General features: G+C 40.4%; 11 protein-coding genes. 5 read left to right on the plus strand and 6 right to left on the minus strand.

Features of this window, described 5'->3' with window-relative positions:
- Positions 1-58: 58 nt before the first annotated feature.
- Complete coding sequence (gene iadA / locus ACFVS1_RS16355) at positions 59-1,234, minus strand: beta-aspartyl-peptidase (RefSeq protein WP_352922196.1); 1,176 nt, start codon at positions 1,232-1,234, stop codon at positions 59-61.
- A 192-nt stretch (positions 1,235-1,426) separates the two neighbouring features.
- Here iadA and ACFVS1_RS16360 point away from each other — a divergent pair, with 192 nt between their 5' ends.
- Positions 1,427-1,735, plus strand: a complete 309-nt coding sequence (locus ACFVS1_RS16360; RefSeq protein ID WP_387548814.1) for a hypothetical protein — start codon at positions 1,427-1,429, stop codon at positions 1,733-1,735.
- Between the two features lie 378 nt (positions 1,736-2,113).
- On the opposite strand, the gene ACFVS1_RS16365 is transcribed toward ACFVS1_RS16360, so the two are convergent.
- Positions 2,114-4,111, minus strand: coding sequence for a transglycosylase domain-containing protein (locus ACFVS1_RS16365; protein ID WP_387548816.1), 1,998 nt, complete (start codon positions 4,109-4,111; stop codon positions 2,114-2,116).
- 313 nt (positions 4,112-4,424) lie between these two features.
- On the opposite strand from ACFVS1_RS16365, the gene ACFVS1_RS16370 reads away from it, so the two are divergent.
- The 4 genes from ACFVS1_RS16370 (at position 4,425) to ACFVS1_RS16385 (ending at position 9,212) form a co-directional block, all read left to right on the plus strand.
- The gene (locus tag ACFVS1_RS16370) at positions 4,425-4,949 is read left to right on the plus strand and encodes a universal stress protein (protein ID WP_352922202.1); all 525 of its coding nucleotides are present in this window, start codon (positions 4,425-4,427) and stop codon (positions 4,947-4,949) included.
- A gap of 422 nt (positions 4,950-5,371) precedes the next feature.
- Positions 5,372-6,259: a cation diffusion facilitator family transporter gene (locus ACFVS1_RS16375; protein WP_352922205.1), complete on the plus strand. Its 888-nt coding sequence runs from the start codon at positions 5,372-5,374 to the stop codon at positions 6,257-6,259.
- A gap of 237 nt (positions 6,260-6,496) precedes the next feature.
- Entirely contained in the window at positions 6,497-7,606 is a 1,110-nt protein-coding gene (locus ACFVS1_RS16380) for a histidine kinase N-terminal domain-containing protein (protein WP_387548819.1), read from the plus strand.
- 274 nt (positions 7,607-7,880) lie between these two features.
- Positions 7,881-9,212, plus strand: coding sequence for a hemolysin family protein (locus tag ACFVS1_RS16385; protein ID WP_352922209.1), 1,332 nt, complete (start codon positions 7,881-7,883; stop codon positions 9,210-9,212).
- A gap of 54 nt (positions 9,213-9,266) precedes the next feature.
- Here ACFVS1_RS16385 and uptA read toward each other — a convergent pair whose 3' ends face one another.
- From uptA to ACFVS1_RS16405, 4 genes are all read right to left on the minus strand, one after another.
- A complete protein-coding gene (gene uptA / locus ACFVS1_RS16390; RefSeq protein ID WP_352922691.1) occupies positions 9,267-9,896 on the minus strand; it encodes an undecaprenyl phosphate transporter UptA in 630 nt (209 codons plus the stop codon).
- Between the two features lie 162 nt (positions 9,897-10,058).
- Positions 10,059-10,223: a hypothetical protein gene (locus ACFVS1_RS16395; RefSeq protein ID WP_352922211.1), complete on the minus strand. Its 165-nt coding sequence runs from the start codon at positions 10,221-10,223 to the stop codon at positions 10,059-10,061.
- 92 nt (positions 10,224-10,315) lie between these two features.
- Entirely contained in the window at positions 10,316-11,029 is a 714-nt protein-coding gene (locus ACFVS1_RS16400) for a FixH family protein (protein ID WP_387548821.1), read from the minus strand.
- A gap of 94 nt (positions 11,030-11,123) precedes the next feature.
- The gene (locus ACFVS1_RS16405) at positions 11,124-11,696 is read right to left on the minus strand and encodes a YitT family protein (protein ID WP_352922215.1); all 573 of its coding nucleotides are present in this window, start codon (positions 11,694-11,696) and stop codon (positions 11,124-11,126) included.
- Between the last annotated feature and the right edge of the window lie 572 nt (positions 11,697-12,268).

Consider the following 12,268-nt stretch of genomic DNA (forward strand, 5'->3'; position numbering starts at 1 on the left):
ATCTCAAGCGATAAAAGCAATACATTCGCGGATACCCTACCAACAAAAATGGAGAGCTCTATTTTTCAAATGTTCCTTTCACGACTGCTTCACCATCCTTGACCATGATCTGCCCCATCGCGATAACACTATTTATTTCTAAAGTTTGTTTCTTCATCATGATGATATCGGCGTCCTTACCTGGCGCAAGCTGTCCCTTTGCAGAAAGTTTTAAAATGTTTGCCGGGTTTGCCGTGGCAACTCGTATGGCATCGGCAATTGTCACTCCATCCTCAAGGACAGCATCGACAACACAATCATATAAGGACATGCATGTACCTATGTTCAAACCCCGCAGATTGCCGCTTCCATCGAAGTCAGGCAGGCTGGCTTGTCCATCTGAAGTTATGGTGATTTGCCCGATTTCAACGCCTTCTTCCAGTGCCCTTTTTATTGCTGTGCTTGCTTTGACCTCTCCTTCTTCAAGGAACTTCTCGATCGTACTTGTCGTAAAATCGATATAACCCCCTTTTTTTGCATATTTCACGCCTGCATTGAATAAATGCGGATTTCGGTTTATATGTGTAGGGTAGAACTGTGTAATCGGTATTTCTGTTGTCTCGACAACTTCCTCAATTACATCCAAATGATCTAGACTGTCGCCGACATGAATGTTGACGACACCGCTTTTCCCGGACAGCAGACCCCCATTTCGCGCCTGAGAGGCCAGTTTAGCCAGCTCGGCTGCAGTAGGCTGCGAGGAACGATGATCGGCAATGGCTATCTCGCCAACACCGATAATTTTATCCACAAGAATCAAATCATCTTCGATCTTACCGGTTAACGTCTTGACTGGAACTTGATAGGAACCAGTCTGAACGAAGCAGCTAATTCCTTCTTCTTCAAGCGCTCTCGCTTTAGCAAGCAGTGCGGGCATCGTCCTTGTCGTTCCATCAGTTCCGATGACCCCTACCAATGTCGTTATACCCGCTAAAGTGGCATCGGTTAATTGGATTTCAGGAGTCCTCGTTTTAAAGCCCCCTTCCCCTCCTCCGCCGATAATATGTACATGACCATCTATAAAACCCGGAGCCACGATTTGGCCACTCGCATCAATCACCTCCAATTCAACGAAATTGTCAGGTACCTCAATCTTGTCCTCGATGAAGCCAATTTGCTTTCCAACCAAGAGGATATCTTTTTGACCCATATATTCCGGACCATATAGCTCCCCATTTTTAATAAGTATGAGCATTCTCCTTCTCCCTTCAAAAATAGAAATTTTCAAATAGGTTTCAAAATCTTTCACTCGGGTAAATATACAACATGACCAGCTAACAATTACATAAAAAAGACCAAACATACTTGTTCATTTTTTTAAGTTGTAGCCGAATAGACATCTTGATTATGCTTTTCCAAAAGTATAAAAACAAAAGGAGCAAACGACATGAATAAAGTGATTTCTTCTGACATTAAAACAAATAAAAGATTATCCATGCGACAAATCATGAACCTATATCAAGTTACAAAAGAATTTAAAGGAAATATATATTTTATCTGCAACCATAAATTGGTCGATGCCAAGAAACTTTCGACTTTCGTATCCTTTGTGCTCATTCTTCAAGAGTGTGCAACAATGAAGGTCATCCTTGAAGGCGAGAATGTACATTCCATGCTAGAAAAAGTACAGGATATTTGTAAAGAAAATGATGAAAGTGCATTCGCTTTCCAATCGAACCAAACCGTTAATATTTAAATGAATCCGACTACTTTATAAAGAGGGTGTATAGACATGAGAACCATTTTAATGGTGATAGGCGCAATCGTCGTGATCGGCATAATAGCCAATCTAATTTTTTAAAATATATGAAAAACTGTAGCCAAACACGAGTTTGCCTGCAGTTTTTTTATTTTAAAGTTCCAGTTGATTTCAACCTGAGCTTTTTTGGACGGTTTACAAATTTTTTCGACCTTCACCGTCCTTTATCCGGCCGTTCACGGATTTTTTCTACCTTAGCTCATTCAGACTCCGGAGCCATGTATTAAATCAGCTCCTATTCGCCGACAAACGGAGACCGTCAAATGATTGACAGTCTCCGTTTGTTACTATTATTTAAATTCCTTTACCTGAGAATCACCACGGAACCTCCCAGTCCCTCCATTTATTCAAACCTTCCCTTATCTCATTTCCTTTATCAATCCAATATTGTCTCCTTTTGTCCTCTTCTTCCTTTGCCTGTTGCTTAGCTATAAGTGCCTGCTGTTCAGCGATTAGCTGTCCGATATCCTGAGCTTTAAATGATTGAGCCGCTTGATTCTGTAAGGCTTGCGCCATTATTTTTTGGAAGATGAGTGCACTTCCCTGACTGCTGTGTGTCGTTAAATAATGATTTTCGTCCGTCTTATCATATCCAGCCCATACAGCCCCGACCAGTGAAGGTGAATAACCGATGAACCATTGATCTTTAACCCCTGATATTCCTTCGATGGGAACTTGCGTGGAACCTGTTTTACCTGCTATTTCGTGACCGGAAACTGCCGCGTTTTTCGCTGTGCCATATTCCACAGTTCCAAGCAGCATGGCATTCATTTTATCCACAGCGCTTACAGAGGTCACTTTGGTGCTTTTCTCTTTCCAGGCGGCAACTTCTTTTCCATCAGCATTTTCTATTCTTACAATGGCATGGGTTTCCATTCGTTCACCTTCGTTAGCGAAAGCTGAAAAGGCTCCTGCCATCTGCAGCGGGGACACACCTTTTTTCATCCCTCCTAAAGCGATGGACAGGTTTCGATCATCCTTGTCATATGGAATCCCAAACCGCTTAAGTGAATCAAGCCCCTTATCGATGCCAATCTCATTCAATAGCCAAACCGTTGGTACATTCAACGAATTCATCACCGCTTCATACATGGGGACTTCTCCTTTATATTCACCACTCAGGTTTGTTGGCTCATATTCACCGAAGCTCATTTTTTCATCCTTTAAAGGGTCAGTGATATCATATCCCTCTTCAACAGCTGGCGTGTACACGACAAGCGGTTTAATGGATGAACCAGGAGACCTTGTCAGCTGGGTTGCCCGATTATATCCCATGAATTGATGTTCACCTCTCCCACCGACAAGTGCTTTTATGCCGCCGGTTTCAGGATCAAGGAGGACAGACCCGCTTTGAACCAGTTCATCTGTACTCGTTCCAACTGGAAAATTGGCTGCATTCTCATACACGGATTCTGTAGACTGCTGCATGGATTGGTCCAGAGTTGTGTAAATTTTATAGCCCTTTGAAAGCAGCTCCTCAAGCTTAATTCCATATTTACTCGATGCTTCCGATAAAACATGATCGACATAATAAGGATACTTACCTCTTAATGGATCGGTTTCCTTCTCCCCCATAAGAAGTGTCACCGCATCTTTTTTTGCAGCTGCTTCTTCATCTTTCGTCAAATAACCATGTTCCGCCATTCTCGAAAGAACCAAATCACGTCGTTTCACTGCCCCGTCTAAATTCTTGTATGGATCAAGTTTGGATGGCAAGTTAATGACCCCCGCCAGCAAAGCTCCCTCAGCAACGGTCAATTCAGAGACCTCTTTGGAAAAATAAATATTTGCAGCCTTTTTGATCCCCCATGCTCCATGGCCAAAATAAACTTGATTCAAATACATTTCCAGAATTTCATCTTTTGTATATTGATTTTCAACTTCCTGGGCGAGAAAAAACTCTCCGATCTTCCTCTTCAGTGTTCGATCCGATTCCAGCATCGTGATTTTGACAAGCTGCTGGGTAAGCGTGCTCCCGCCTTCAACAACACTTCCAGCCTTCGCATTTTTAACCAAAGCCCGCATAATCCCTTGATAATCTATGCCGTGATGTTCATAAAAACGGTGATCCTCAATGGAAACCACCGCTTGTTTCATATGTTCCGGTATTTCATCTATCGCAACACCTTCGGATTTATTTGCCGTGATTGTACTGGCAAGATTCCCATCCAGATCATAGATTCCTGTCGGTTGCTGAAGATTATTTTCAAGATGACTTATATCAGCACCTTGCCTGAAATACAATAGTAAACCGGCGCCTAAGACCACAATCGCCAATATTATAATTAGACCTAATTTCACTAACCCTCTCATTTGTACCCCCATTTTCCCATCTGCGACATGTTTCTTTAAAAATATTTTACCCTTTTTATTAAAGAAAACTCGTCGATTGAATAAAAGGCCGAAGCTAGGCGCCCTTTTCTTGTAGCACTATACTCGGATATCGGCACCATTGATGATATTTCTTCATCGTCTGAGCATGACACAGATTTCATCCTAACATTTTAACTATGCTCGTATCTATCCTTTACCCGTAAATAGCAGTCTATATACAGATTAATGGCGTGAAGCCATTTAAAAGTGGGTATAACACCTTTAAGGTCTTAAAAAGGGGAGAGATGATAAAATGAAGGACTTAAAACATATTGTCGTCGCTTTTGATGGAAATGAAGAGAGTAAACGGGCCGTCGAATATGGAGCAACATTGAAAAAGGCCTTTCCAAAAGCCGTGTTGACCGTAGTTCATGTCCTAAATGATAAGGTTGAACAGCGTATCGTGGGCGACGCCTCTGCTCCAGGCTTCGTACCTGCAGCCGGATTTTATGTAGATCCTGTCCAGACACATCCTGTTGTTGAAGTTGATCCGCCACGAAATCAAAAAGCAAATGACACCCCTTCCGCCGTCGAGAATAGTATTCAGAACGCAGAAAATAATACGTTGAGATTGTTAAGTGAATGTCAAGTCAAGGGAAAATTCGAACTATTGGAAGGATATGCGCCAGATAGCATATGTGACTTTGCAGCAAGAACTTCAGCTGATCTTATCGTTGTCGGCAATAGCGCTAAAAGCGGTTTGGAAAAGTTCTTCCTTGGCAGTACAAGTAGCTCCATTGCGAAAAACGCCCCCTGTTCGGTATTCATTGCAAAATGAAAATTGAGCCTGTTCACACTAGTTGATCCTACTTCAAAAAAGGCCGGATTCTTATAGAGTCCGGCCTTTTTATTGGATTTTTCAGTAATCCATTGCTGCCCAGTATTCCTTGTAACCAATACTACATCCCTGCACCAGTTCGAACTGTTCACCCTCAGCCTGTTTAGCTTCCCTTTGGAAGTATTTAATTTTCGATCATCGGTTAGAATATTACAATTAAAGTAAATGTACATGTCATAAAAACATGCCATTCCCATTTTACGGCGATAATCTTTCGTTTAACCAACTTCTTTACAAACCTTCAATACACCTGCTATTAACCAAGTTAGATGGCTAAATACGACAATTTTTCTAAAAGACTCACTAAGGCTTGATTTGGTATCTTTATTAAGCCTAATTTACATTGGGGAGGGAATATGGACATGGATAAACATTCGATTTCAGCTGAAAAAGGCGCCTACATAAGCATCGCTGCTTACATATTCTTGTCTGCTCTTAAATTGTCATTTGGTTATTTTGGAGATTCTAAAGGGCTTTGGGCTGATGGTTTAAATAATACGACCGACATCATCGCTTCCATAGCCGTATTGATCGGTTTAAAAATTTCAAAGAGACCTCCAGATGATAATCATTCATATGGTCATTTACGGGCGGAAACCGTAGCCTCGTTGGTAGCTGCCTTCATCATGATCACCGTGGGCCTCCAGGTTGTATTCAGTGCCATTGAATCCTTCTTTCACCAAGATTCAACAACCGTTCCCAGTATGCTGACTGGTTATGTCGCTCTATTCTCTGCAATCTTCATGTATGGAATCTACCGTTATAACTTATCTTTAAGTAAAAAGATCAACAGCTCTTCCATCTATGCCGTAGCGCAGGATAATCGATCCGATGCCCTTGTCAGTGTCGGTGCTTTCATTGGAATCATCGGCACCAAAATGGGAATCCCTTGGCTGGATGCAATAGCTGCTGCAGTCGTGGGGGTCATTATCTGCAAAACAGCCTGGGATATCTTTCGTGATGCCTCCATCTCTTTAACCGATGGTTTCGACGATCAGCTCCTGCAAAAGATCGGAAAAACCATTATATTGACAGACGGTGTTAAAGAAATGAGTGAAATTAAAGCCCGGATGCACGGAAGTGAAATCCTGCTCGAAACTACCGTTCACGTTAACCCCCTTTTGACCGTCATTCAAGGTCATGATATCACTGTTAAAATCGAAGAGAATCTTTTGAAGGAATATAATATCCAGCATGTGATCGTTCATATCGAACCATATGCATTTCATAAAAAAGGTAACCGTCATTAACTTTACGGATACCTTTTTTTGTTATTAATTCCTGTAATTTCTGTAATAAAACTGTGTCAAAAAAAGGTATTTATTGATTGATTGCCGAATATTTATCCAAATTGACACATGTTAAAAGAACAGTAATCTGTTATCATGAAAAAAACATGTAATTATTTTGATATTTTGTAATTTTATTCTAATAAAGCGCTTTCTGGGTCAAAAGTAAATTCATTTTCCTACAGTATGGAGGGCAAAATGGTATCTAATCGAGAAATGACCATTCACTTTTTATCTTCTCAAAAAACCAGCATCATTTCCAAATGGAAAGATGAGTTGCTGCATTTACCTGATGGGTATCTGGGGTATTTTAAAGGAGAAGTGGAAAATATTTTTAATCTGCTAATGGATCAGCTTGGAAAATCGGATACTGAAATAGGCGATGTACTGAAGGTCGTAGGGGAAAAAATTGCGTCTGATCGAGTTAATAAGCAATTGGATATGGAAAATTTCTTTTCCACTGCAACCATCGGGAGATCCATCATCATTGAGCACGTATTGAATTCCGATGCACCCAAAGAAGAAATTTCGGATCTAATTAAGCAAATAAACGTTTACTTCGATAAACTCATTCATTTTGCATTATCCCATTATACCGAATTGAAAACGATGGAACTTGAAGAACGCTATCAATTCATAAGCCCAAACCATAAAGACCGTTTGACGCTACTTGGCCAAATGACCTCAAGCTTTGTCCATGAATTCAGAAATCCACTGACTTCCATCATGGGATTCATACAATTGTTACAGGCAGAACAGCCTGAGATAAAGTACCTTGATATCATTTCAAAGGAATTGGATCAGCTCAATTACCGGATCACACAATTCCTGAATATTTCCAAAAAGGAAACGTTAGCATCACCACCTGATCTATTTTCCATTGCTCAGCTTGTGAATGAGGTAATCGAATTTCTATATCCCAGCATCTTGGAAGTAAATGCTTCCATTACATGTAATATTGCCGAGGATGCCGTAATTTCCGGTTCTAAAGAAGAATTCCGTCAGGTTTTACTTAATATTATTTTAAATGCTCTTGATGTGGTTGCAGGGATGCCTTCCCCATCCATTTACATTTCAGGCTCTGAATCACCACCCGGCATTCTTACTTTAAATATATCGAACAATGGGCCGAAAATACCTGACGACGTTTTGCCGAATATTTTTGAACCATTCATCACCACTAAAAAAAGGGGAACGGGATTGGGATTATTCGTCTGTAAAGAAATCGTCTTAAAGCATCAAGGAACCTTAACCTGCCACTCTACTGATTTCCTAACGACCTTTTCCATCCAATTGAAAACCAAATAATGGATAAACAACCTTTTTTACTTAGGTTTTTAGTGTGAAATTTTTGACTGATTGACGTCCAGTTACTTATACTAATAGGTAGGTTCCACTACTAATCGAGGTGAATGATCCTATAGATTGAAAATATAAACCAGCGCAATTTTCATACAAGATAGACAAGACTTATTTTTCATCTAACATTTTATACACTAAATATCATTTCATTCATTATTGGTTTTGGGAGGTGACTGGGATAATTAAATCGTTTTGGCGATTCAATTAAGTCCCACACTAATTGGACATATTAAGTTTTTTATTCGTCATTATTTTAATCGCTTTAACGGCCTTTTTTGTAGCTTCTGAATTTTCGATCATAAGGGTTCGCAGCTCCAGGATCGATCAATTGATTGAAGAGGGAAATAAAAAAGCCATTGCGGCTAAGAAGGTTACATCCGATCTTGATGAGTACCTATCCGCGACACAGCTTGGTATTACCGTTACCGCCCTTGGATTGGGGTGGCTAGGACAACCGACCGTCCTCAAATTGGTTGGGCCATTATTCAATGCCTTGAATTTCCCTCAAGAAGTCACAAGCATTCTGACATTCGTCATTTCATTTTCCCTGATTACGTTCCTGAATGTGGTTGTAGGTGAATTGGCTCCAAAGACGGTTGCCATCCAAAAGGCTGAGCAAGTGGCCTTGGCAATTGCCAGCCCGCTGATATTTTTCCATAAGATAGCCTTTCCCTTCATATGGGCCTTGAATCATTCTTCCCGATTCGTTGTCGGCTTATTTGGCTTCAAGCCAGCATCCGAAAGCGAAATAGCCCATACGGAAGAAGAATTGCGTTTCATCCTGTCAGATAGCTATAAAAGCGGAGAGATTAACCAGTCGGAATTTAAATATGTAAACAACATCTTTGAATTCGATGATCGTGTTGCCAAAGAAATCATGGTTCCAAGGACGGAAATCATGACCATATCCAAAGATGATACGGTACAGGAATTCGTCGATGTCGCCAAATTGGAAAAATACACTCGCTATCCTGTTGTCGAAGGTGATAAAGACCATGTCATCGGCTTAGTGAACTTAAAGGAAGTTTTCTCGGATCTTATAAAGAATCGGGAAATCCATATCAAAGCGATAGAAAATTACGCTCGTCCGATCATTCGGGTAATGGAAAATATACCGATTCACGATTTGCTGTTAAAAATGCAAAAAGAACGCATTCATATGGCTATTTTAATGGATGAATACGGCGGAACTTCCGGACTTGTCACAGTCGAGGATATCCTCGAGGAAATCGTTGGCGAAATTCGTGATGAATTCGATATCGATGAAGTTGCCTCGATCAGGAAAATTAAAGATGGACATTATATTTTAGATTCTAAACTTCTTGTAAAGGAAGTGAATGATTTACTTGGCATTCACTTAGAAGAAGATGATGTCGATACGATAGGCGGATGGGTCCTTACTGAAAATTATGATGTGAAGGTAGGGGACATCATGGAAAAAGACGGCTTCTGCTTTAAAGTGATTGAAATGGAAGATCACGCCATTCGTTCTATCGAGGTGACAAAAAAGGTCGTACCGCTTCCCCTGGAAGAAGACCTTACCCAAGGATAATGATAAAAAACAGCCACGTAAAAGGTGATTTTACGTGGCTGTTTTTTCGATTGTTCATTTATCGGGAAACCGTCCCATTTTTTTGACCGTTACGATTGGAGGTGTACTCTTTTTTTTCCACAAAATATACAGCATGATAAAGATAAAGGAAAAACCAGCAGCCGGAATGAGATAAGGTTCCGTTATTTCCCGGATTTGCTGCCAATTCTCGCCGAGGATCCGCCCTAAGGTCAGGAACAAGATGGTCCAAGGTATGACAGCCGCAACCGTATAAAATATAAACTTCCATACGGACATCCTCGCAATTCCGGCAGGGATGGAAATGGCATGGCGAACCACTGGAATGAATCGAGCCGTAAAAATCACGCCTACACCATACCTTTGAAACCATTCTTCAGCATGTACAATATGATTTTCTTTAATTAATATATATTTCCCATACTTCAAGAGAAAGGGCCGTCCTCCATAATAACCAGCCCAATAGAGAAATAGTTGTGCCATCGTGCCGCCTGCCACTCCTGCAAGAACAGCTCCCCAAAAATTCATTTTCCCCATGCCCACCACATAACCACCGTATCCGAGAACAAGCTCACTCGGGATGATTTCAACCATCAGCCCCAATAAAATCCCCATATACCCCATATCCGCAAACCAATTCAATATCGTCATAATAAGCTGTGATATCATGCTATCGGACTCCCCTTACCCCTAATTTCAAATTGTTTGTCCTTCTATCCTATTTCAGCTCATAACTTTCTATTCGATTTTTCATATTCAGCTTCACAATGCATCACATTTAGAATGCACAAAAAAAGACCAGCTGATTTGTACTCCGGTCTCATTGCATCAATATTCTTTTAGCTCCCGTTTTTGGGAAAATTGAGAAAAAACAGCTGTGGTGAGTAAGGATGAATCATTTTGCGAAACATTAGCGAAAATCTCCTGGCGTGATTTCGTTTTTTCGATATGAATCCCGAGATTTTTATACTTGTTGATTTTTTGATTATTCATGCTTACCCTCCCTTTCTGCTGTTCTGTTATCCTTTAACTTCCCATTTAACGAAGAGATGAAACCTGTTTAAACGATTGGATCAAAAAAACAATCAATTGACTTGAATCGTTTGCAGTTGGTGTTCGTGCACTTCGTCTTTTTCAACATGTACCTGCACCTTATAGGTTCCCGATTCTTCGAAAGATACCTTATTTAAATATGTTCCATTTCCATCTTCTTCAGCTTTGGTGAAATGACTCTCTTCGCTGCCTTCCTTCCAGACCTCGAAATTCACATCTGCATTTGCCAGCGGTTTCCCATTCAATTCAACGGTCGCTTCAAAGTTCGAGCTGTTACCTGCCTTTACAGGATTACTTTGAAACTCGATGGATACATCCGTACTAGGATGAACCGATGCACCTTCACTTTCATGTTCAGGAACGACAACTTCTTTTTCAGGCATTACATGAAGGCCCTTGGCCGTTACATGGGCGACTACAATATATTTGCCTTTTTCTTCAAAAGTATGCATCACTTGATACATGCCACTTCCAGTATTCTTCGCTTCAAGCATTTCCCGTTTATCCTGTCCGGACTTTCTCACTTCAAACAGTACCTCATCAGCTTCATTCACCAATTTGCTTCCCTGTTTCACTGTCGTTTCAAGAATGACTTCTTTTCCAGGCTCCACTTTACCTTTAATGACAATTGATGCATCCATCGATTCTGGAACGGCACTGTTCACTTCTTTATCCTCTGGCATTTCAGCCTCTTGACACCCAGCCAGCATAACTAACAATGCAGTACACATATAGAGTTTTTTCATATGAACTTCCCTTTACTATTTATTAGACTAAAAATCTGTCCTTTTCATATTGCCCATCCTTTCCATTTTTCAGGTTTTTATACCTAACTCAACATTAAATCGTTCGCATCACGGTGACTGAAGTCAGCATGGCTACCGCGATGATCGTTAAAAATGAATATAAAAAGATTGAAGTCCCCACAACGCTCAATCCGCAAAGCAATACGCATCCATCAATGAAAAAAATCAGCAGCCCTACATTGAGTCCACTTTTCCTTGAAAGGATCTGGGCCAGCATATCCGTTCCGCCTGTAGAGGTCCCATACCGAAGCATCAAGCCGATTCCAAGCCCAATCAACCCTCCCCCGATTATGGCACTTACATAAATGGGAAGATTCCATCCTGTGACAACGTCGGAAAAAATGTCGATGCATAAAGAGGAAAAAAGCAAGCCATGCAAGCTGTTCAGAAATAATTTTTTTTCAAAATACCAAGCATATATATATAATGGAATGCTGCTCAAAATCACACCCAGTCCAGTCGGAAGTCCTATATAGTAATGAAAAATCAGCCCAATCCCTATCATGCCACCATCCAATAAATGATAAGGTATCAGAAAAAAATTGATTCCCACACCTACTAGCATGCTGCCGGCAATGATCGCTGCCATCCTTTCCATGATTTTCATGGCTGCCACCCCCTTTAATCTGCAATTTAAAACTTGTCTTGGTTTTTATAGATTATGTTTGTACCATCCAAAAAATAATGAAACTAACCAATTTTTTATGAAACGGCCCTCAGTTTTCTGAATATTCTATAATATGTTACAATAAAGTAGAGAAAACAGTCAAAAACAGCTAATTATTAGCTCAAACTGATCCTTTACAAGCAATTTACCGGATTTAAGGTGCCGTAAGCTGTTTGACTGAATGATTAACTCTTTCTATAATAAAAGTATTTAAATTAATTAGATTGAGGTGATTTGATGGGGCATTAAAGAATGTTCGTTTTGACGGACGAACGCTGCTTTGCGTAACGGATATGTGCATCCTTTTGGAAAATGGCTGCACTCCTTCAGACAGAAATTCTTCTATTTCCCGTCTACGCATCGCTAATCGGCATATACTATTATTCTCTTCTTCACAAAAAGAAATGGGAGTTCAAGCGGCCGAACATCTATTACCACAGCCATTTTGAAGTAATCCCAGAAATATTCAGCACGGCAAAAAAAATATACTTGTATATTTTAAAAATGTAGGA

Source organism: Peribacillus sp. NPDC058075 (genome assembly GCF_042885195.1).
Lineage (GTDB): Bacteria > Bacillota > Bacilli > Bacillales > DSM-1321 > Peribacillus.

Excerpts from the sequence above, each read along its gene's own strand:
- ACFVS1_RS16405 (WP_352922215.1), bottom strand. The coding sequence starts at position 11,696 with ATGAAAATCATGGAAAGGATGGCAGCGATCATTGCCGGCAGCATGCTA.
- ACFVS1_RS16395 (WP_352922211.1), bottom strand. The coding sequence starts at position 10,223 with ATGAATAATCAAAAAATCAACAAGTATAAAAATCTCGGGATTCATATC.
- ACFVS1_RS16380 (WP_387548819.1), top strand. The coding sequence starts at position 6,497 with ATGGTATCTAATCGAGAAATGACCATTCACTTTTTATCTTCTCAAAAA.
- ACFVS1_RS16400 (WP_387548821.1), bottom strand. The coding sequence starts at position 11,029 with ATGAAAAAACTCTATATGTGTACTGCATTGTTAGTTATGCTGGCTGGG.
- ACFVS1_RS16365 (WP_387548816.1), bottom strand. The coding sequence starts at position 4,111 with ATGAGAGGGTTAGTGAAATTAGGTCTAATTATAATATTGGCGATTGTG.
- ACFVS1_RS16360 (WP_387548814.1), top strand. The coding sequence starts at position 1,427 with ATGAATAAAGTGATTTCTTCTGACATTAAAACAAATAAAAGATTATCC.
- ACFVS1_RS16375 (WP_352922205.1), top strand. The coding sequence starts at position 5,372 with ATGGATAAACATTCGATTTCAGCTGAAAAAGGCGCCTACATAAGCATC.
- iadA (WP_352922196.1), bottom strand. The coding sequence starts at position 1,234 with ATGCTCATACTTATTAAAAATGGGGAGCTATATGGTCCGGAATATATG.
- ACFVS1_RS16370 (WP_352922202.1), top strand. The coding sequence starts at position 4,425 with ATGAAGGACTTAAAACATATTGTCGTCGCTTTTGATGGAAATGAAGAG.